This is a genomic window from Arthrobacter sp. CAN_A2 (assembly GCF_015752045.1).
GTDB lineage: Bacteria > Actinomycetota > Actinomycetes > Actinomycetales > Micrococcaceae > Arthrobacter_D.
Window position 1 is genome coordinate 237061 of sequence record NZ_JADOUS010000006.1, and the last position, 21142, is coordinate 258202.

At 68.0% G+C, this 21142-nt stretch carries 19 protein-coding genes; 14 read left to right on the forward strand and 5 right to left on the reverse strand.

The genetic code is table 11. From position 1 onward, the window contains the following. The first annotated feature begins 26 nt into the window (after positions 1–26). Positions 27–497: a GNAT family N-acetyltransferase gene (locus tag IWX63_RS10090; RefSeq protein WP_199278028.1), complete on the forward strand. Its 471-nt coding sequence runs from the start codon at positions 27–29 to the stop codon at positions 495–497. Between the two features lie 165 nt (positions 498–662). Here the strand turns inward: IWX63_RS10090 and IWX63_RS10095 are convergent, their stop codons facing one another. Beyond that, complete coding sequence (locus IWX63_RS10095; RefSeq protein ID WP_199278029.1) at positions 663–1664, reverse strand: NADP-dependent oxidoreductase; 1002 nt, start codon at positions 1662–1664, stop codon at positions 663–665. Positions 1665–1729: 65 nt separating this feature from the next. Further along, complete coding sequence (locus IWX63_RS10100; protein WP_199278030.1) at positions 1730–2470, reverse strand: maleylpyruvate isomerase family mycothiol-dependent enzyme; 741 nt, start codon at positions 2468–2470, stop codon at positions 1730–1732. Positions 2471–2531: 61 nt separating this feature from the next. Here IWX63_RS10100 and IWX63_RS10105 point away from each other — a divergent pair, with 61 nt between their 5' ends. Next, complete coding sequence (locus IWX63_RS10105; RefSeq protein ID WP_199278031.1) at positions 2532–3074, forward strand: acyl-CoA thioesterase; 543 nt, start codon at positions 2532–2534, stop codon at positions 3072–3074. Between the two features lie 78 nt (positions 3075–3152). Here the strand turns inward: IWX63_RS10105 and IWX63_RS10110 are convergent, their stop codons facing one another. Continuing rightward, a complete protein-coding gene (locus tag IWX63_RS10110) occupies positions 3153–4481 on the reverse strand; it encodes an APC family permease (RefSeq protein WP_199278032.1) in 1329 nt (442 codons plus the stop codon). A gap of 178 nt (positions 4482–4659) precedes the next feature. Here IWX63_RS10110 and IWX63_RS10115 point away from each other — a divergent pair, with 178 nt between their 5' ends. The 4 genes from IWX63_RS10115 (at position 4660) to IWX63_RS10125 (ending at position 9250) form a co-directional block, all read left to right on the forward strand. Then, complete coding sequence (locus IWX63_RS10115) at positions 4660–6048, forward strand: OFA family MFS transporter (protein ID WP_199278033.1); 1389 nt, start codon at positions 4660–4662, stop codon at positions 6046–6048. 1 nt (position 6049) lies between these two features. Then, positions 6050–6154 carry an MFS transporter small subunit gene (locus IWX63_RS16935; protein ID WP_442859118.1) on the forward strand — a complete coding sequence of 35 codons (105 nt, stop codon included), beginning with the start codon at positions 6050–6052 and terminating at the stop codon, positions 6152–6154. Positions 6155–6466: 312 nt separating this feature from the next. Further along, the gene (locus IWX63_RS10120) at positions 6467–7813 is read left to right on the forward strand and encodes a BTAD domain-containing putative transcriptional regulator (RefSeq protein WP_334685784.1); all 1347 of its coding nucleotides are present in this window, start codon (positions 6467–6469) and stop codon (positions 7811–7813) included. Positions 7814–7924: 111 nt separating this feature from the next. Next, positions 7925–9250 (forward strand): sensor histidine kinase, encoded by a 1326-nt coding sequence (locus tag IWX63_RS10125; protein ID WP_199278034.1) that lies wholly within the window; start codon positions 7925–7927, stop codon positions 9248–9250. A 375-nt stretch (positions 9251–9625) separates the two neighbouring features. On the opposite strand, the gene IWX63_RS10130 is transcribed toward IWX63_RS10125, so the two are convergent. Next, on the reverse strand, positions 9626–11914 hold the full coding sequence (locus IWX63_RS10130; RefSeq protein ID WP_199278035.1) for a fibronectin type III domain-containing protein: 2289 nt from the start codon (positions 11912–11914) through the stop codon (positions 9626–9628). Between the two features lie 229 nt (positions 11915–12143). On the opposite strand from IWX63_RS10130, the gene IWX63_RS10135 reads away from it, so the two are divergent. From IWX63_RS10135 to IWX63_RS10165, 7 genes are all read left to right on the forward strand, one after another. After that, positions 12144–12656: a hypothetical protein gene (locus IWX63_RS10135; RefSeq protein WP_199278036.1), complete on the forward strand. Its 513-nt coding sequence runs from the start codon at positions 12144–12146 to the stop codon at positions 12654–12656. A gap of 361 nt (positions 12657–13017) precedes the next feature. Next, positions 13018–14388, forward strand: a complete 1371-nt coding sequence (locus IWX63_RS10140; RefSeq protein ID WP_334685785.1) for a multicopper oxidase family protein — start codon at positions 13018–13020, stop codon at positions 14386–14388. 89 nt (positions 14389–14477) lie between these two features. Next, the gene (lepB, locus tag IWX63_RS10145; protein ID WP_199278106.1) at positions 14478–14930 is read left to right on the forward strand and encodes a signal peptidase I; all 453 of its coding nucleotides are present in this window, start codon (positions 14478–14480) and stop codon (positions 14928–14930) included. 83 nt (positions 14931–15013) lie between these two features. Further along, positions 15014–16048, forward strand: coding sequence for an MBL fold metallo-hydrolase (locus tag IWX63_RS10150; protein ID WP_199278038.1), 1035 nt, complete (start codon positions 15014–15016; stop codon positions 16046–16048). A gap of 39 nt (positions 16049–16087) precedes the next feature. Continuing rightward, positions 16088–16561: a MarR family winged helix-turn-helix transcriptional regulator gene (locus IWX63_RS10155; RefSeq protein WP_199278039.1), complete on the forward strand. Its 474-nt coding sequence runs from the start codon at positions 16088–16090 to the stop codon at positions 16559–16561. Positions 16562–16685: 124 nt separating this feature from the next. Next, on the forward strand, positions 16686–18875 hold the full coding sequence (malQ, locus tag IWX63_RS10160) for a 4-alpha-glucanotransferase (RefSeq protein WP_199278040.1): 2190 nt from the start codon (positions 16686–16688) through the stop codon (positions 18873–18875). 55 nt (positions 18876–18930) lie between these two features. Then, complete coding sequence (locus tag IWX63_RS10165; RefSeq protein WP_199278041.1) at positions 18931–19680, forward strand: FAD-dependent oxidoreductase; 750 nt, start codon at positions 18931–18933, stop codon at positions 19678–19680. A 72-nt stretch (positions 19681–19752) separates the two neighbouring features. Here IWX63_RS10165 and IWX63_RS10170 read toward each other — a convergent pair whose 3' ends face one another. Beyond that, positions 19753–20151, reverse strand: a complete 399-nt coding sequence (locus IWX63_RS10170; protein WP_199278042.1) for a YtxH domain-containing protein — start codon at positions 20149–20151, stop codon at positions 19753–19755. A 180-nt stretch (positions 20152–20331) separates the two neighbouring features. Here IWX63_RS10170 and IWX63_RS10175 point away from each other — a divergent pair, with 180 nt between their 5' ends. Beyond that, complete coding sequence (locus IWX63_RS10175; protein WP_199278043.1) at positions 20332–21141, forward strand: Fpg/Nei family DNA glycosylase; 810 nt, start codon at positions 20332–20334, stop codon at positions 21139–21141. Position 21142 lies beyond the last annotated feature (1 nt).

Sequence of the window (21142 nt, forward strand, 5' to 3'; positions counted from 1 at the left end):
ACCTCGCCACGGTGTCGAACCGGCAGTTGAGGGTCCTCTGCAACCAGACGTACCGGGTGCTCGACCGCGACTTCCCGCCGATGGAGGCCGTTCATCACTACGAGTTGCTGGTCGAGGAGATCGAACGCCGCGAGGTGCAGGCCGAGACGCGCAGCGAGCCCACGAAAGTGCGCGGCGGTTTCCGGGACAACTCCCTGTTCTCGCGCTTCGAGCTCTTCAGCGACGGCACCATGGTGGGCCACGTCAAGTACGAGATGAAGGGTGCGCACGCGGTGCTGATCCAGGCGGTCGTCGATCCTCAGTTCGACGCGCTCGACGTCGAACCCGCCCTGATCCGCCGGGTACTCCTCAATGCCCACCAGCGGCGCATCGCCGTGGTGCCCTACTGCCCGAGGGTGCGCGAGTTCCTCCGGGAATTCCCCCAGTACCGTGCGCTCCTGCCCGTGGACCAGCGCAAGCGGCTCGAAGCGTCCCTGCGGGTCTCCGCGGACGCCTGACCGCACGGTCTCCTCACTGTCGGCGTGACCGACCGGGTCAGCCGTCAGGAAGCAGGCGCGCTCTCTCACGAGGTGGCGCAGGGACAGCCACGCTTCATCGGACGCCGCGTCGACGCCGGCCTTCCGGACTGGATCTCAGCGGCACCACGGCGCGCGTCGCAGCGATCAGGCGCGGACGAGCATCTTGCCGGTGTTGGCACCGTTCATCATGTCGAGGAAGGCACCGGCGGCATTCCGGATGCCGTCCACCACGGTCTCGTCGAACACGATGCTGCCGTCGGCGAGCCAGCCCGTCATCCGCTCAGCGAATTCGGCCTGCAGGTCCTGGTGCCGGCCCACGATGAAGCCCTCCAGCTTGAGGGAACGCGTGACGAGGTTCGCCATGTTGTCGGGGCCAGGGGTGCGTTCGGTGTCGTTGTACTGCGAGATCGCACCGCACAGGGCCGCACGGCCTCCGGTGTTGAGGCGGTCGAGGGCGGCCTCGAGATGGTCCCCGCCCACATTGTCGAAGTAGACGTCGATCCCGCCCGGGGTGAGCTCGCGGAGCTGCCCGCGCACGGGGGCGTCCTTGTAGTTGAACGCCTCGTCGTAGCCGTACTTCTCCTTGAGGAGGGTCACCTTCTCGGCCGATCCGGCCGAGCCGATCACGCGCGAGGCGCCCAGCTTGCGGGCGATCTGGCCGGCGATCGAGCCGACGGCGCCTGCCGCGCCGGAGATGAACACGACGTCGCCCTCCTTCAGCCCGGCAACCCGCGTGAGTCCCGCGTAGGCGGTGAGGCCGGTCATGCCGGCGGCGCCGAGGAAGACGGACAGGGGCAGTCCCGTGTCCGGCAAGGGCGAGAAGTGGGAGGCCGGGCCCTGGGCCACGTCACGCCATCCGAACCCGTGCAGAACCGCCGTGCCCACGGGCATCGCCGAGGACGTCGATTCCACCACCCGGCCCACTGCTCCGCCGGTCATGGTCTCGTTCAGTCCGAAGGGTGCGACGTAGGACTTGGAATCGTTCATCCGACCGCGCATGTAGGGGTCCACGGACACGTATTCGTTCCGGACACGCACTTCATCGAGGCCGAGCCCGGGCAGGTCCACCGTCACGGTGGCGAAGTCCTCCTGGGTCGGCGCGCCGACCGGACGCCGGACGAGCTGGATCTGGGTACTGGTGGTCATTACTGCTCCTAGGGCTCGGTTGCTTCCTGCAGATGCCAACCCGCGATCCGGAGGATCTATTCCGTTTAGAGCGCCCTGGCGAGGCGTGCACGGAGCTCCCGAACGGCATCCGACGGCGGGAAGGGCTGCGGTGCGCGGCCCCAGAGCCACAGGAGCAAGGCCTCCGGGTCTGCCTGGACGGTCGTCGGTTGCCCGTCCGCCGCGGCGTCGCGGGTGACCTCGACCCGCTCCGGATTCAGGCGCACGTCCCAGGAGTGCCCGCCCGCCTCGAGTCGGACCACCGCTCCGGACGCCGTGCGGTCGGGCCGGCTGCGGACGAGCATCACGGTCAGCACCTCGTCGATGCCATCCACGGTGAGGTCCGGGTCCATCGTGGTGGGCCTGCCTCCCGCTGCGTCCTCGAGGTCCACGCGGTGGATCGCGGTCTCGTGCGTGAGTCTCCGGATCCAGAACCCCACGGTCTGGTCCCACGGGACGAACGTCTCCGCCGGATCTTCGGGGCGGTGCCGGTCGAACTGGTCGGTGAGGCTGACGAAGGAATGGGCGAGCAGCGCCTGCGGAGGGAGGCTGCCGATGCTCACGGGAGGCCAGCCGTGGCTCGGCCTCTCGCCCGTCCGGATGGTCTCCGCCTTGTGGAGGAAGACGATCGCGGTGTGGCGCGCGAGGTCCTCGCCCGTCCAGCCGGGACACGCGGGCACGGGAAGGTCCAGGGTGGCGGGGACGAGCCCGGCGAGGGTCCGGTACTCCCGGTCCAGCAACTCCCGGTAGCGGTTGAACGGAAGGGCGTGCGGGGAGGCCTGGTCCATCCACCGAGTCTAGGCGGGTGCGCTCGACCCGGCGATGTTACCGACGGGTAATGTGTGGTTCATGCACCTGATCTTCCGCACGATGCTGCAGCTCTTCCTGTCCGGCAGGCGTTCGGGCCTCAGTATCTGGGGATCCAGCAGCGTCACCCTCCGGGTCCTCCTCACGGACATCGACATCGCGATGCACATGAACAACGGGATGTACTTCTCGGTCTTCGACCTCGGCCGCTTCGACCTGATGGTCCGCAGCGGGGTGTGGCGGCTGATGCGCCGTCGCGGGTGGAGCCCGGTTGCCGCCGGCGAGACCATCAGTTTCCGCCGGTCGCTCCAGTTCGGCCAGCGCTACGCCGTCGAGACGCGCATCATCGGCCTCGACGAGCGCGCCATCTACTTCGAGCAGCGCGCCGTGGCCGACGGCGAGATCTACGCCCGGGCCTTCATCGCGACGAGACTCGTCTCGTCGTCGGGCCCGGTCAGCAACGAGGAGATCATCGCGGCCTTCGGGGCACCTCCGGCGGACCTGGTGCTGCCCGAGTGGATCCACGAGTGGCGCCTCAACAACGCACTGCCCAGCACCCGGAAACCCGCACCCCACACCTGGTAGGTGCCGACCGCCTCGGCGGGAGGCACCCGGGACGGCCATGCTGCCGACGGCGACCCGGCCAGGGCCTCGCAGACGGAGTTACCGGCCGGCAGCCTCGCATGCCCGGCCGCGGACCAGTCGCTGCACGCCGTACAGGGCGAGGCCGACAGCAAGCAGGATGCCGGTGCGAACCCAGATCCCGGCCGTCTGCTGGGTGAGCAGCAGGACGCATGAGGCGATGGCGAGATAGGGGAAGACCACCGGGATACGGAAGTGCTTGTGCTCCACCGCGTCCTTCCGCAGCACGAGCACGGCGATGTCGGTGCTGAGGAAGACGAAGAGCAGCAGCAGGACCACGGTCTGGGAGAGGGACTCGAGCCCACCGGTCAGTGTCAGTGCCATGGCGACGAGGGTCGTCGCGACGATGGCCACCCAGGGGGTGCGACGGCGGTGCAGCACGCGGTCGAAGACCGACGGGAAGAGGCCCTGCTCGGCCATCCCGAAGGTCAGCCTGCTCGACATGATCATGGTGAGCAGGGCGCCGGTGGCGACCGCGATGAGCGCCACGAGGCTGAAGAGCCAGCCGGGGATGCCCGCGCCGGTGGCTGCGACGACGTCGAGCAGCGGTGAGCTGGAGCCCGCGAGCTGACCCGGGGCGAGGGCGGCGGAGGAGGCCAGCCCGATCAGCAGGTAGACGACGCCCGCCGTGAGGAGTGCGCCGAAGAGGGCCCGCGGGTAGACGCGGCCGACATCGTGGACTTCCTCGGCGACGTTCGCGGAGACCTCGAAGCCGACGAAGGAGTAGTAGGCGATGAGCGACGCCGCCAGGATGGCCGACGCCGGGCCCACGCCGGGCGGGAACTCGTTGACGCGTGAGAGGTCACCGTTGCCGCCGGCCACGAAGATCGCGACGACCACGATCACGAGGGCGAGGCCCGAGACCTCGATGACGGTCATGACCACGTTGCTGCGCACCGACTCCTTGATGCCGCGCATGTTCAGCAGGCCCAGGAGCGCGAGGAAGACGAGCGCGGCCGGCGTCGCGGGCACGTCGATGAAGGTGGTCAGATAGCCGCCGGCGAAGGCCTGGGCGAGACCGGCGGCACTGGTCACCCCAGCAGCGAGCATGCAGAAGCCGACGAGGAACGAGATGAACGGCCTCTTGAAGGCACGCTCGGCGAAGACCGCGGCCCCGCCGGCCTTGGGGTACTTGGTGACGAGTTCGGCGTAGGAGCCGGCCGTCAGGAGGGCGAGCGCCGGTGCGACCATGAGCGGCATCCAGATGGCGCCGCCCACCTCCTCCGAGATGACGCCGACCAGGGCGTAGACGCCCGCTCCGAGGACGTCACCGAGGATGAAGAGGTACAGGAGGGGCCCGGTGATCCCGCGTCTCAGTCTGGTGTCGGTGCTCTGCTCGGTGGTGGCCATGCGGCCAGCGCAAACGAAACTACTAAGCAGGCTGGGTACTTTCCGGATCACAGAACCGTTCGACGCGCCACAACTACCGCCGGGCGTGTGATGTGCGCCAATCGCTGTGACGCCCAGCATAATTGCTTTCGACAACAACGGCCGGGGGAGGCCACTACAGCTTACAGAGAGGCCTTCGATGAGTTGGCTCGACCGCGACCACACCATCGCCCGACCGGGATTCAACCGCTGGCTGATCCCGCCCGCCGCGCTGGCCGTGCACCTGTGCATCGGCCAGGCATACGCGACCAGTGTCTACAAGACCGCGCTGACCGCACACTTCGACGCGACGCTGACGCAGATCGGCATCATCTTCTCGATCGCGATCGTGATGCTCGGCCTGTCCGCCGCCCTGCTGGGCACCTGGGTGGACCGCAACGGTCCGCGCAAGGCGATGTTCACCTCGGCCCTGTTCTGGACCTCCGGCTTCCTGGTGGGAGCGCTCGGCATCTTCACGAACCAGTTGTGGCTCGTCTACCTCGGCTACGGGTTCATCGGCGGCATCGGGCTGGGCATCGGCTACATCTCGCCCGTGTCCACCCTGATCAAGTGGTTCCCCGACCGCCCGGGACTCGCAACGGGCATGGCGATCATGGGCTTCGGCGGCGGCGCGCTCATCGCGAGCCCCCTGTCCACGCAGCTGCTCCGGATGTACGACCCGAATTCCGGTGCCGAGGGCTGGGTGGCCAGTGGCGACGCCGTCGGGAAGCTGTTCCTGACCCTCGCCGTCATCTACTTCGTCTACATGATGTTCGGTGCCTTCACCATCAAGGTCCCGGCCGAGGGCTGGAAGCCGGACGGGTTCGATCCCTCCCAGCTGAAGTCCAAGCCCCTCGTGACCAGCGACAACGTCTCCGCCGCCAACGCGATCAAGACACCCCAGTTCTGGCTCGTGTGGGTTGTCCTGTTCTGCAATGTGACGGCGGGAATCGGCATCCTGGAGCAGGCCTCCCCGATGATCCAGGACTTCTTCCGCGGTGCGGACAGCACGACGGCGGTCTCCGTCGCCGTCGCCGGCGGCTTCGTGGGCCTGCTGTCCATCGGCAACATGGGCGGGCGGTTCGGCTGGTCGACGCTCTCGGACCTCATCGGCCGCAAGCGCATCTACATGGTCTACCTGGGCGTGGGCGCCGTCCTGTACCTGATCCTCGCCCTGGCCGGATCCTCCACGACCCTGCTGTTCGTCGCGCTCGCCTTCGTGATCATCTCCTTCTACGGTGGCGGCTTCGCCACTGCTCCGGCCTACCTGCGCGACCTGTTCGGCACCTTCCAGGTCGGCGCCATCCACGGCCGCCTGCTCACCGCGTGGTCCGCCGCAGGCATCGCCGGACCGCTGATCGTGAACGCCTTCCTCGATGCGCAGGGCACCCCGGGCGAGCTCACCGCGGGCGCCTACCAGCCCGCCCTGCTCACCATGGTGGTGCTGCTGGTCATCGGCTTCATCGCCAACCTGCTCATCAAGCCCGTGAACGCCCGCTTCCACGAACCCGTCCGGAATGCGCCGAGAGAATTTGCAAAGGAGGCCTGACATGGCCGAAGCACGAATCGCCGTCGTCTGGGCACTCGTCGGAGTGCCCCTCGCCTACGGCATCTTCCAGACCCTCACCCGCGCCGCAGCCCTCTTCGGAGGCTGACAGGGGACCGCTTCAGCGGTCCGCCGCAGCGGGCGTGCAGACCCGGGGTAACGCCCTCGAGTCTGCATGCCCGCCGCAGCGAGTTCGCCGTCGAGGCCAAACTCATCGGTCCGTCCGCACCCCGGGCCCGACAGCTTCAAGGTCGATCTCAGAAGAAGGCCGTCGGAGTGACCAGCCCGGATGGGCAAGTAGTCCAACGCCCCGACACAGTAGTTCCTCCAGGCAGTTGCGTACAGCTCGCTCTGGCGGTTGACATCGACCCGCCCCTAGATTACTGGCAAGCACAGTAGCCGATGAGCGGGGCAGGACATCGTGATCACTCTGAACGTGGCCGAGGAAGCGGCCGTCTCGACAGTGCGCGCGAGGGCGGACGCGGATATGTCGAAGTTGGACATCTCCATTCTGGGTCCTCTGACTGTTCGACGCGGTGGGATTGAACTCAACGCCGGTGATATCGGGGGCCCCAAGCCCCGACAAGTACTCGAGATTCTTCTCCTCAACTTCGGTTCGGCAGTGCCCAAGACCCGGATTATGGATCTGTTGTGGGGCGACAAGCAGCCTGCGGCCGCCCTGCCTACGCTGGAGAGCTACGTCAGCGTTCTACGGCGCGGCCTCCAGCCTGGTGCCGGTCGAACAGGTCCTCTTCGCACGGTCGCTGGCGGCTACGTCATCGAGCGATCGCTGGTCGACCTCGACCTTGACCGGTTCGAGGCCCTGACAAGCCATGCCGAGGCCGCTCCGCCGCATGCCGCTCTGGAGCTCTTCGTCGGAGCACTCGATCTTGCTTCTGCCCCTTTGTTCGGTGACGAGGTGCTGCCGGCCTGGGCCGAGGACGAGCGGATACTTCATGCAGAGCGGGTTCGCCTCGCGCGTATAATCGCTGCAGAAAAGGCGCTTCTGGTGGGCGAGGAGGGCAGGGCCATTACGTGGAGTGAAATGGCAGTCAAGGAGGATCCCCTGGATGAGCGGGCGTGGAAGGCCCTGATCCTGGGACTCGAAGGGAACGGCGAGGCCACCGCAGCACTGCGCGCTTTCGAGCGTTGCCGCAGGGTGCTGCTCGACGAGTTGGGATGCGGTCCGAGTGCGCCACTCAAGGAGGCTCATGCCCGGCTGCTCGCGAGGACTGCTCCGCGTGTCGAGGCGAGTTCCGGGGGGTCACTGAACACGGCGATGGAAGGCCGGTCCCTCGAGTCGCCCACACCGTCGCAGGGTGGGGAGCGGCTGAGTATTCTGATCGTCGACGACCACACCACGTTCTCGGATCTGCTGGCCGGAGCCCTGGACAGGGAACCGGACTTCAGAAGCATTGGTGCGGCGACGACCGTGGATGAAGCTGCCACCATGTTCCGGGAGCTACGGCCCGACGTCGTCGTCATGGATCTGTATCTCGCCGACGGGTCAGGACTGAATGCCGCGGAGCGGATACTTGCGGAAGCCCCCCAGGCGCGGATCGTCATGTTGACGGGCAACCCGTCCCAGGAAGCGCTGCGCGAAGCAGCCCGCATGGGTATCTGTGGGTTCCTTCCCAAGGATGGCTCGCTGGGAGTCATGCTGGACACTTTGAGGCATGCCCGCCCGGGGAACATGATCGTGCACCCTTCGCTGGTAGTGAGGCTCGGCAACGCCGTCGGACCCTCACGGGATCATGCGGAAACGTGATCAGGCGCCGCTGCCGTGCACAAGCCTCAACCAGGTGAAGCGACGAGGGTCTCAGTGGATGTCTCACCTGTCCACGGGGTTGCAGAACGACGCGAGGTCCGGTCGGCCGTCATGCAGTTTCTTGCCGTTGGGTTCCTTGCCCTCGTGCTGGTTGCGACCCCGGTCGCTTTCTGGGTGCGGGCGGAAGCAGAGCGGCATGCCCTGGTGAACGCGCGGGACATAACCCAGCGGCTCGCCGACAACGTGGTCGGGCCACTGATTACGGAGGATTTGCTCGCCCGCGACCCCGCCGCACTGCAACTGCTCGACCAGAGACTTGCTCCTTGGTTGAACAGCGGCAGCGTGTCGAGGATCAAGGTGTGGGACGAGAACGGCCGAGTGGTCTACTCGGACGCGGAGTCGCTCATCGGCCACGAATTCGAGCACGAGGAATGGGCGCCGATGCTCCTTGAGGGCGAATCAGGAACAGCGACCCTGGAATACCAGACGTCGGATGAGAACGAGTTCGAAGCGGGTTCGGGCGAACTGGTCGAGGTCTACGTTCGTTCGGTCTCCGAGAGCGGCGCCCCGATGATTTTCGAGACGTATTCTCCGGGTGACGTTGTGCGACGTGAGCAACACGCCGTCCTAATGGGCATGATCCCTCCGATAGTGCTATCGCTGGCAGTCCTGCAAATGGCTCAACTCGTGCCGGCAGTTCGTCTGGCACGCAGGATCCAGGGGTATCAGGCCAACCGGAACGCCCTGTTGCGCTGTGCGATCGAGGCATCGGACCACGAGCGGCGGCAGATCGCCAGCGAACTCCATGACGAAGTCATCCAGGATCTGTCCGGACTGGCGTACGCCCTGGAGTCCGAGGAACGCCGCGGTACGTCCGAGCTCCGTCCGGTGTATTCCACTGCCCGGACGATGCTGCAGCACGATGTCCGGAAACTGCGAGCCATGACCAGTGAGCTCTACCCGCCCGATCTCGAGGAGCTCGGGCTGAAGACCTCTCTTCTACGACTGGAATCACTCCTGGTAGAGCGCGGGATCTCCTTCATCGTCGATATCCCTGACGATCTCGTCCTCGACCGCGACCAGGGCGCTCTGGTCTACCGTGTAGCGCGTGAGGCCTTGGTCAATGCAGCCAAACACTCCTCGGCGCACTCAGTGCAGATGCAGATTCGACAGTCGGGCCCGCAGACTCGGATCAAGGTGTCGGATGACGGTGTCGGCTTCGACACAAAGGAGTGTCGGTCTGAAAACCACTTCGGTCTGAGAATTTTGGCTGACACCATCTGGTCAGCCGGAGGCTCGTTCCAGGTCAGGTCTGCGCCGGGGTGTGGGACGCGGGTCGTGGCGACGCTCGGAGAGTCCGCTCCGGATGTGCGCTGGTCCTCCAATAAGACCTCGGAATCACTGGGGTGGGACGTCGGCGAGCTCGAACCCACGTGAGTTCCTCCCTGCCTGATGCGTGTCGAGGCGGGATCCGCGGGTAGCCCCAAGCCACCACAGAGCAGAACACCAGGGTCAGGCTGCGTCCCGCAGAAGCAGCCTGACCTCGGCGGCGCTCGGGTCCACCGTGTAGCGCGTGAGGTCTTGGTCAGTACAGCCAGACACTCCTCGGCGCACTCAGTGCAGGTGCGGATTCGACAGTCGGGCCCGCAGACTCGGATTAGGGTGTCGGATGAAACCCGCGTGAGTTCTTCCCTGCCTCATGCGTGTCCAGGCGGGAATCCGCGGGTAACCGCAAGCCACCACAGAGCAGAACGACGGGGTCTGGCTGCGTCCCTGCGGACGCAGCCAGACCCCGTCGTATTTGCAGTCGGTCTACCTGCCGGCGACTGTGGTCGGTCCGGCCGTACCTCCCACCGTGGACTCGATCCAGACGCTGCGTGGGTTGGTGGTGCCGGCGGCGCCGTTGCGCAACCGGAGGGTGTAAACGCCACCGGTTTCCGGTGCGGCCGCAGCGGTGACGGGCGCTGTTCCCAGGACTCGGCCTGTAGGCCCACCGACGCGCACCGTGATCGTTCCGCCGACGACGTTGCTGGTGCCACCGATCCGTAGGTCGCCGGTCTTCCATTCGGCCTGGCTGATGGTGACCCTGTCCGGTACCGGTAACACCTTGACCTCGTCCGTCATCGTACTTCCGCCCGCGGTGACGGTCAGCCGGAACGTGAGGGGATTATTGGTCATCGGTGTCTTGTAGACCGGGAGGTTGAAGGTCGGCTTCAGGGTGGTGCTCCCGGTCAGGGTGACCTTATCGGGGTCTAGGGGGCCGGTGAGGACCTGCTCCCATTGATAGGTGGCGTCCGTGGTGGTGGAGCCGGCGCCATCCAGGGTGACCACGGTGGGCGTTGGTTTGCGTGCGATGGTCTGATCCTGGCCCGCGTTGGCGACGAGGGCGCCCTGGACGGTGACGGGATCGCTCTTGGCCGATTCGGGACCGGCACCGTTCGTGTTGGTCGCCCGAACGGTGAACTGGTAGGCGGTATCGCCGGTCAGTCCGTCATAGAGCAATGCGGTGACGTTTCCAGGCACTGTTTTGGGAGCGCCCGAGGCTACGCCATCGGTCGTGTACGCCTGCACGGTGTAGCTGTCGATGGTGAGTCCCGGCGCTCCTGGGTCAGGCGCCGTCCATGCCACTTCCGCCGTTCCCTGCCCGGCCGTGGGCGTACCGGTGAAGGCGGGGGCCGCGGGTACAGGGTCGTTGGTGATGGTGAAGGTCACCTTCCCGTTGGCTGAGGCGTTGCCCGAGGGGTCGATGGCGGCGAAGGTGATGGTGCTGGTTTGCGCCACCGCGATCGGCCCTGTGTAGAGCACTGAATTCGCGGTGCTCGTGTCGGCAGCGACGGGGTCGGTCCCGTCGAGAGTGTAGTAGATGTCGCTGCCCAGTTCGTTGGCCGTCAGGGTCAATTGCTGCGCGGTGGGGAACGTTCCTCCGTTGGGTGAGGCCGTGACGGTAGGGATCGTGGTGTCGGTCTCAGGGATCGCACGGACGGCAGGGAACGTCTCGCCGACATCGCTGACGGACACCACGTAGACGTCGTACTCCTGTCCCGCTGCGAGACCCCGGATGGTGGTACTGGAGGCCCTCGGGTCGCTGATGCGGACACCGGTCTCGAGTTGCTCACTCTCGGTGACTGTCCGTGAAACGGCCGTTACCCGGTAGCCCGTGATGGCTGGCGTGCCGGGGATGGCCTGGGCAGGCGTCCAATTCACCTTGATCTCCCCGTTCACCTTCGCGGCAGCCACACCGGTGGGACCGGCCGGACCCGACTGCAAGGGCCCGTTCGGGCAGCCGCCCATGCCCGGGCCGCCGAGCTCCCCGAATTCTGCGATCGTCAGGCCCTGCCGATTGGCGTCGGCGTCCTGCTCCTGCCAGGCCATGGCCCGGGCGCCGCCGGCGTTGGCGACCAGTTCGGCGGCGGCGGCTTCGTCGAAGATGTAGGTCGCGGTGAAGGTGTTGGGGCCGTCGATGCCGAACTGGAGTTGCGACCGGTAGCCCTCCTCCTGGGTCAGCTCGGGGGTAGTCGCGCGGACGTCCCGGCGCCCCACACTGGTGTCCTTGAGTGCGGGTTCGACGACGCGTTGTTCCATCTGATCCCTGTTGACGCCTGTTCCGATATGACCCTTGACAGTCACGGTGTTGCCGGACAGGACCGAGGCGGCAGTGACATAGGTGTCCTGGACCACGGTGGCCCCTGCCTCGCTGCCGTTGAAGTTGATGGATACGGTGTCGCCGGGCAGGATATCGGGAGTCACCTTCAGGTTGGTGCCGGCGCCCCAGCACACTCCGCCCGGATGGTTGATCTCGAAGGCGACATCACCCGCGGCGACGACGCTCTGGGCGGAACCGACAACTCCCACTCCGGGGCGGCGCACCTCCACCGTTGCAGTCTGGCCGATGCGGTTCTGGTAGCCCTCGATTGTCACGAAGTCCCGATCGGGGAAGACCACCAGGTTGTCGGGAAATACCGGAACGGCTGCGTTGGCGGCCGGAATGGCAAGAAGGGACGTGGCGGCAAGGACGGTCGAGACGACGGCGACCATCGCCGTCCGTCCCCGAGCCTGGCTGCGGGGCTTCGGCTGCCCCGGCTCGTACAGTACAGATTTCATGGCAACATCACTGATCCTCACTGATTCTCGGATGGGTGCGTACGGGGTTCACTCACGCCCACAAGCTAGAAGGGCCACCTTGGGGAAATGCTGTCACTCATCCGCAGATCACTGCGCGTGCGTCGTGGTGCGGCAGCGCTGACGGTGGGATGCAGGCGGCAGTCGCTGCCCGGGGCGTCCTTGCCCTGGCTCCTAGGGATTCCCTAGGAGCCGCAAGGAAACTGGCCGCATGGCATCACCCGCAGCGCTCAAGCGCACACGACTCCTTGTTCCGGTCCTTCTGCTCGCCCTCGTCCTCGGCATCGCCGTGAGCGCACTGACCGCTACTACCCGGACCCCTCCCGTGATCCTCGGCGCCTCGGCCGACGTCGAGGGGGGGCTCGCGCGAATCCAGGGCGTCATCCCCCTCGAGGTGGATGGTTGGATGCCCTCCACCCCGACTCCTGTGCTCTCCGACCCGCCGGGAAAGGACCTGCATCGGGTCCGGATCCTGCTGGAGCTGACGGCGATGGAAGAAGAGGGACTGTTCTTCGACCCCTCCCACTACACCGTCTCGGCTCTGGGCTCCGGTTCTTGGGGAGCGGTCTGGTCCTCGCCTGCTCCTGCGGAGGCGCGTCAGGGAGAGACCGTCGATGCCGTCCTCGTGTTCGAACTTCCGGACCGGGCCATCGATCTGACCCTTGAACTACCAGGAGGGCCTGGGCTGGCTCTCGGGCCTGGCCACCACCGGGGTGGAAGCTAGCGCAAGTCCCACTTCTAGGGACTCTCCAAGCCGCTTACAGGATTTCTCCAAGGGCGGCAGCGCCCGGTGCAGGGAATCCACAACCTGGGTGCGGCACGGTCGGGGCATCAAGGTTAGGAGAAAGCACATGTCAGTCTCACGACGTCGCGTATTGCTGTTGGGAGGACTTGGAGCCCTCGGGGCGGGTGTCGCCACGGTGCCGACAAGATCGCTGGAAGCCAGCTCCGCGAGTCGCCTGGATGCTACGGAAATGCCGCGGCCTTTCCGGGTTCCTTTCGTCCAGGCTCCGATCCTGAAGGAAGATTTCACCGGTATCGATCCGGCGGACGGGCTGCCCTTCAACCGCTATACAGTCACCGAGATGGCAGCCGTGGCCCAGATCCTGCCTCGGCTGACCACGCCGATCCTCTGCTACAACGGTTCGTTCCCAGGTCCCACGATCAGCCTGGACCGAGGCACCAAAGCGGTCCTGCGCGTGCGGAACCAGCTTCCGGCCCAGCACCCGTTGGACGGGCATACGTTGTACACGTCCACCCACCTGCACGGATCAGCGTCGCTGCCCCAGTACGACGGTTACGCCGATGACATCACGAACCCGGGCTTCTACAAGGACTACCGCTACCCCAACTTCCAGCACGCCCGGACGCTCTGGTACCACGACCACGGGGTTCACTTCACTGCTCTGAACGCCTACTCCGGCCTTGCTGCGCAGTACCATCTGCACGACCCACTCGAACGGCAGCTGCTGCCGCAGGGCCGCTACGATGTGGCGCTGACCATCAGTGATGCGATGTTCGCCGAGAACGGATCGCTGGGTTACGACGACAACAGCCACTCGGGCCTCTGGGGAGACGTCATCCTGGTCAACGGGAGGCCCTGGCCCGTGATGAAGGTGCAGAAGCGCGTATACCGGTTCCGGATCCTGAACTGCTGCATCTCACGGTCCCTGCGGCCGACCCTCAGCACCGGTGCCCCTCTCGTCATCGTGGGAACCGACGGCGGCATGGTCCCAGTGGCGCAGAGCGTCGCGAACTACCGCCATGCGGGGGCGGAGCGGTACGAGGTCCTCATCGACTTCCGGAAGTACGCGACCGGGCAGCGGATCGAACTCCGGAATCTCTCGAACAACAACAACGTCGACTACGACTTCACGAACAAGATCATGGCGTTCGACGTCACCGGCGACCCGGTGGACACCACCGACCCCACCTGGAACCGGATCCCCACCACGCTGGTCGGCAGCGAACCCATGGCGCTCACGGCCGCGCAGTCCGTGAAGACCCGACGCTTCAGGTTGCAGCGAAGCAATGGCCTGTGGAAGATCAACGACGCCAGCTGGCAGGATGTGATCGCCAGCGGGTACAAACGGGCGATCGCCGATCCGGCCCTCAACTCCGTGGAGATCTGGGAGATAGAGAACGGCTCCGGCGGCTGGTTCCACCCGCTCCACATCCACTTGGTCGACTTCCAGATTCTCAGCCGCAATGGACGAGCGGCCTTCCCCCACGAACGTGGACCGAAGGACGTGGTGTACGTCGGTGAGGGCGAGACCGTCCGCCTCCTCATGAAGTTCGGCCCGCATCAGGGGCGCTACATGATGCACTGCCACAACCTTCCGCACGAGGACCACGACATGATGGCCCAGTTCCGGGTCGGCCTTAAGGAAACCGATCCGGACCCGAACGATCCGATGGTAGCGGCGCGGCCCGTCTGGGATGACGGGACGAGTTGAGCATCGCGCGGCCATCGGGGCGCGATCGCCTGCCGTTCCGCGGCGGGCGATCATCGCGGCCGGACCACCGCGGACGCAGACCAGGCCTTCTGGTTGCCGCAGCACTCGTGGTGCTCGCCGCTGTGGCCCTGAGGCTGTGGGTGGTTGAACCATTCACAGTGTCGTCGGACAGCATGGAGCCGACCATTGCAGCCGGCTCCATCGTGCTCATCTACAAACCTGCTACCGGCGCGATTGGGAACGGCGCCGTCGTCGCCTTCACGAACCCCCTCGATGGCCATACGGCCATCAAGCGGGTTGTCGCGGGTGAAGGGCAGAGCGTCGCCATCCGCGACGCGGAACTGTACGTCGACGACGTCCTCGTGGCAGAGCCCTTCGTCGATCACAGCCGGATCGACGCGACGTACTTCGGCCCCGTGACAGTCGCGGCCGGGAGCGTCTTCCTGCTGGGAGACAATCGCGCCGTGTCCATCGATTCCAGGGATTTCGGGGACATACCCGTGACGTCGATCGAGGGGATAGTCCTGACTGCAGGGAAGTGAGCAACCGGGCGAAGGGACGCAACCTCCACCGGACCGGATGTCATCGCTCCGGGTCTACGGTGGGAGGAGACCCTGGAGGACGGATGCACAACACCAGTACGCAGCAGATCGAGGCCCTCGCGCGCGGAGAGCTCCCGCCACTGGAGCAGGTGTGCGACGACGTCTGGTCCCTCGCGCAGCCCATGCCGGGAGGGCACCTCGCCTACTCCCTCACCTACCTGCTGCTGGGCGCGGACGGCGGCGTCCACGTCGTCGATCCCGGGTGGGACTCCGACGCGAACTGGGACCGGCTGACGGGGGCGCTCGCCGCGATCGCCCCGGACGGGTCCGGGGCGGGCGTCGTCACCGGGATCACCGGGACCCACCTGCACCCCGACCACGTGGGCATGGCCGCCCGCCTGCGACGGGCCTCCGGCGCACCCCTGGCCATGCACGGCGCGGAGCGTACCGCCCTCGAGCGGCACACCGCCCGGCGAGGCGTCGACCAGGACGAACTGACAGAACGCCTCGACGAGTGGGACGTCCCCGCGCCGCGCCGCGCCGAGCTGGCCGGATTCGTGGATCGGTCGCCCGACGGGCTCGTACTGGCCGTGGACCGCTCCCTGTCCGACGGTGACGTCCTGCCCGTCCCCGGCTTCCGGACGGTCGTGATGAGCACCCCCGGCCACACGGCCGGTCACGTCTGCCTGCGCGACGACGACCGCGGGCTCCTCTACACGGGCGATCACGTGCTGCCCACGGTGTTCCCCGGGCTCGGACTCGGGGGTGCGACGCCGTCGAACCCGCTGGCCGACTACGTGGCGTCGATCGACCGCGTGCGCCGCTACGGACACTACGAGGCACTCCCCGGGCACGGTCATCGATTCGCGGGGCTGGGAGACCGGGCGGAGGAGTGCGCCGACCATCAGCTGAAGCGTGCGCGGGAGGTGGCGGTGATCCTGGGGGCGAGGGAGGAATCCAGTGTCTGGGACGTCGCCTCGCGGCTGACCTGGACGGCGGGCTGGGAGGGGCTGCAGGGTTTCCAGCTGCTGTCCGCGCTCTCCCAGACGGAGATGCACCGTGACTTCGTCCGCGCGCAGGGACTGTCCGCCCTGAAATCTTCGGATTATTCGCCGTAGGCCCTCCCCGCCCGGGCCGCTCGTCTATACGCTTCGGGGATGGAGACAGCAACGGGAGCCGGTGACGTGGAGTTCGATCACGCCATCGAGGTACTCGAGGAGCAGACGAGCGTCCTGTGGCGCCGGGAACGGACCACCTCCCACGCCCTCGCGAAGCACGTGCATCCCGACATGGAGCCGGCCGCCTACGGCATCCTGACGCTCCTGCAGCGGGAGGGATCCCTCCGTGCGACGGACATCGCCCAGAGCATCGGGGTGGGTAAGCCGTCCGTGAGCCGGCAGCTGGCGGGGCTCGAACGGCTGGGGCTCGTCAACCGCCAGCTCGACCCGCACGACGCCCGTTCCCAGCGCGTGGTCCTGACCCCGCTGGGGCAGCAGCAGCTCACAGCCGCGCAGAGCGGCCGACGCACGGCCTTCACGGCACTGATGCGCAGCTGGAAGCCTGAGGATGTGGAGGCGCTCGGCACGCTGATCGCCCGCCTCAACGGCACCTACACGAAGGACACCTGGTAGCGCGTCACCCCTTCCTCCGCCAGGGACCCTCCTGTCCGCCGCGAGGAGTCCCGGACCCCGTCACATCCGGGGCGGGCCGCGGCCGTGGATGCACAGCCTGCTGATGGCCGCCTAGATTGGAGCCATGGCCGATACGACGCAGCACGCAGACGCACCCCCACGGAATCCCTCCCCGCTCGAACGGCTCGCCGGGGCGCACCGGGTCGGCACCACCTTCAAGGGGTGGGACGGCGAACCAGCCCAGGTGACCCCGCAGACGCTCGTCGCGGTCCTCGCAGCACTCGGCATCGACGCCTCGTCCCACACCGCCATCGCGCGGGCCCTCGAGGACACTGTGACGGCTCCCTGGCGCTCGGTCCTGCCCGCCGTCGTCGTCGTGCGCCAGGGCGACGACGACCCCGTGCCCCTCCGCGTGCCCGCCGGCGCCCGGGTGGAATTCTGGGCCGTGGACGAGGACGGTGTCCGCTCCACGGGGACCGTCGGCGAGGCCGGGGAGACCCGGACCGTCGACGGCAGGGACCTCGAGCGGCGCGACGGGACGCTGCCCCACGCCCTCCCGCTCGGCTGGCACACGCTCCACGCCAGTGTGGACGGGCAGGAGAGCGTGTGCGTCTTCGTCGTCACGCCGGACCGGCTGAGCACGACGGCGGCGCTCGCCGACCACCGCAGCTGGGGCCTGATGGCCCAGCTGTACTCGGTCCGCTCCGCCGACTCCTGGGGCATCGGCGACCTCGCGGACCTCGGACGGATCGCGCAGGCGGCCGCCCAACACCACGGCGAGTTCGTGCTGGTGAACCCCCTGCACGCCGCCGAGCCGATCCCGCCGGTGGAGCCTTCGCCCTACCTGCCGACCACGCGCCGGTACTTCCACCCCCTGTACCTGCGCATCGAGGACATCCCCGAATACGCGAGCCTCGGCGCCCCGGCGCGGCAACGCATCGAGGGACTGGCCGCTGGCTTCGCCGCCGTGAACACGTCCACGGACCTGCTCGACCGCGACTCCTCGTACGCCGCCAAGCTGGAAGCCCTCGAGCTGGTCTTCGCCGTCGGACGCTCCGCGCAGCGCCGGCAGGACTTCGACGCCTATCGTTCCCACCAGGGCCAGGGGCTGGCCGACTTCGCGCTGTGGTCGGCGCTCGCCGAGACGTATCCTCCGGACGCCCCGGAATGGCACGACGTCGGACGCCCCGGCTCGCCCGGAGCCCGCGAGTTCACCGAGCGCCATGGCGCGCGGATCGAGTTCCACGCATGGCTGCAGTGGCTGCTGGACGAACAGCTGCGGGAGGCCCAGCTGGCGGCGACCGATGCCGGGATGTCCATCGGCGTGGTGCATGACCTCGCCGTCGGGGTCCACCCCGGCGGGGCCGATGCGTGGGCCCTTCAGGACGTCCTCGCCGCGGGAGTCAGCGTCGGCGCGCCACCGGACATGTTCAACCAGCTCGGCCAGGACTGGAGCCAGCCGCCATGGCACCCGGACCGCCTGGCCGCCTCCGGCTACACGGCGTTCCGCGACATGCTCCGCAACATCCTGCGGCACGCCGGCGGTATCCGGGTGGACCACATCCTCGGCCTGTTCCGGCTGTGGTGGATCCCGCAGGGCGAGGCGCCCGGCGCGGGAGCCTACGTCTACTACGACCATCGCGCGCTGATCGGCATCCTCGCCCTCGAGGCGGAACGCGCCGGGGCGATCGTGGTCGGGGAGGACCTCGGGGTCTTCGAGCCCGGCGTCCAGGAGTACCTGGCCGAGCGAGGGATCCTCGGCACCTCGATCCTGTGGTTCGAGCAGGACGCCGACGGCCCCCTCCCTCCCGAGGCCTACCGCAAGGGCTGCCTGACGACGGTGACCGTCCACGACCTCCCGCCCAGCGCGGGATACCTGGCGGGCGAGCACGTGGCACTGCGTGAGCGGCTCGGCCTGCTCGGCCGGCCCGTCGAGGAGGAGCAGGCGGAGGATCGCGCCGTCCAGGAGAAGTTCCTGGCGCTCCTCCGGGAGCGCCATCTCCTCGGGGACGCCCCCGCCGGCGTCCCCGAGACGGTCGAGGCCCTGCACGCGTTCATCGCGCAGACGCCGTCCGTCCTGCTGGGGGTCGCGCTCGCCGACGCCGTCGGGGAACGACGCACGCAGAACCAGCCGGGCACCAACGACGAGTACCCCAACTGGCGGATCCCCCTCGCCGATGCCGACGGCAGGGCCGTCCTCGTCGAGGACCTCGCCACGAGCGAGCGCTTCTCGTCGCTCGTGGCGTCGCTGGGCCTGTCCGCCGACGCCGGGACGCCACCCGATGCCACCGGGTCCACCGGGTCCACGGGCTGAGCGCAAGCGGAATGTACGGCCACGGCGTGGCCCGGCGGCGTGGTCCGATGGAGGAATGGATGAACCGGGAACATACGACGCGGTCGTCGTCGGCGGCGGGATCGCCGGCCTGAGCGCAGCCCTCGTGCTCGGGCGGGCGCGGCACCTGATCCTCGCCCCGGGTCTCCGTGACATCCTCCCGGAGGTCCCCGGCGCCCGGGCGGCGTGGGGCAGGGGCCTGCTGCAGTGTCCGCACTGCCACGGCTGGGAAGTCGCGGACCAGGCGCTCGGCGTGATCGGTTCCAGCGGTGCGTCGCTCGCGCAGGCGCTCCTGCTGCGGCAGTGGTCGGCGGACGTGACCTACTTCCCGCACCTCCTCGGCCCCGTGCCGGAGGAGGATGCGCGCCGCCTGCGGGACAGGGGCGTGCGGGTCGTGGAAGGCCCGGTCCGCGAACTCGTCCTGGACGGGACGCAGGACCGCGGTGGCCCCCGGGCGCTCGTCGCCGTCCACGTCGACGACGGGTCCGCCGGCGGGGAACGGGTGCCGTGCGTGGCGGTGTTCTGCGAGCCGGTGGCCGACGCAGGCTCACCGCTGGTGGCCTCGACGGGATGTGAGCTGCGCGACGACGGCTGCATCGTCACCGATCATCTCGGCCGTGCGTCGCAGGACCGGGTCTGGGCGGTCCGCAACGCCGCGGACGCTGCCGCCCACCTCATCACCGCCGCCGGGGACGCCTACCGGACGGCGGTCGCCGTCAACGCCGTCCTGGTCGAGGAGGACTGCGCGGCGCTGCAGGACGCTGCCGCGGTCGGCAGGGGCGTCTGACCGCTCCTGCGGGGTGACACAGGAAAGGCGGGCCCCCGACGTCATGCCGGGGGCCCGCCTCCTGGAGAGTTGCTACTTCCCGGAATTCTTCCCGAGCTCAGGACGGGTGTCGCTGTCCTGCGCCTGGAACGGGGTGTCCTCGATGTCGCGGGGGTTCCCCCCGCTCGGTCCGGTGGTCCGTGTGGTGCCGGGGGCCGGCGCGCTGGACGGGGCCTTGCCGCCCTTACCGCCCTTGCCGCTCTTGCCGGAGCCGGACTCGCTCTTCTTCAGTGCGCCCTTCAGGGAGTCCTGCACCTCGGGGGCCTTGCTCTTGAGAGTGTCGGTGGTCGACGCGACCGTGTCCTGCACCTTCGGGTTCTCCCACAACTCCTGTGCCTTGGTCTTGAGCTGCTCGTAGCTCTCCCGACCGGCCCGCGTCCCGAGGACGTAACCGACCGCCATGCCTGCTGCGAAAACAAGCTTGTTCTTCATGGTGCTCTCCCTTCGATGGACTGCGTTCCTTCCGAATCTAGACCACCCCGTCGGCGGGGGCGAGAGCAGTTTCCATCGGCACCATGCTGTAGGGGCGCCGCGGTGCGGCCCGTGTTGCGCGAGGAAGCGTCGGTGCCGGGAGCTAGGTTGTCCGCGGAAGCAACACGACAGGGAGGCTCCATGCCCGAGGGGGACAGCGTCTTCCGGCTCGCCGCCCGCCTGCGGAGATCCCTCGACGGGCGCACGCTCGGCCGCGGCGACCTCCGGGTCCCCGCGCACGCCACGACGCCGCTCGACGGCCTCCGGATCGCGGAGCACGTGACGCACGGCAAGCACCTGTTGACCCGGTTCGACGGCGGCCTGACCCTCCATACACACCTGCTCATGCAGGGGTCGTGGACGGTCACCGCACCCGGTCGTGCACTGCCGCGAAGGCTCCTTCCGGACGCCCGCGTGATCCTCGCGGTGCGGGACGGCCCGACCGCGTACGGCCTGGACCTGCCCGTCGTCGACCTGCTGGCCACGCGGGCGGAAGGCGAAGTCGTGGGCCACCTCGGTCCGGACCCGTTGCGGGACGACTGGTCGGCGCAGGAGGCGGTGCGTAGACTGCGCCGCGACCCGGGGGAGCGGGTGGCGGCCGCGCTGCTCGACCAGCGGAACGTCGCCGGATTCGGGAACCTGTGGGCGAATGAGCTCTGCTTCCTCCGGGGCATCCACCCCGACGCGGCGGTTGCCGACGTGGACGTCCCGGCGCTGGTGGCCCTGGGCGCCCGGTGCCTGCGGTTCTCGGCGACGCAGCCCGGCGCGCATCAGGTCACCACGGGGAACACCCGCCGGGGGGAGAAGCACTGGGTGGCCGGCCGCGCGGGCAGGCCGTGCCTCCGGTGCGGCACCGCCGTGCGCGTCAGGGCGGAGGTGCCGGACGACCCGGGCCGACGTCGCACCTGGTGGTGTCCGCGCTGCCAGCCGCCGGCGTCGTCCCTCGGCTGAG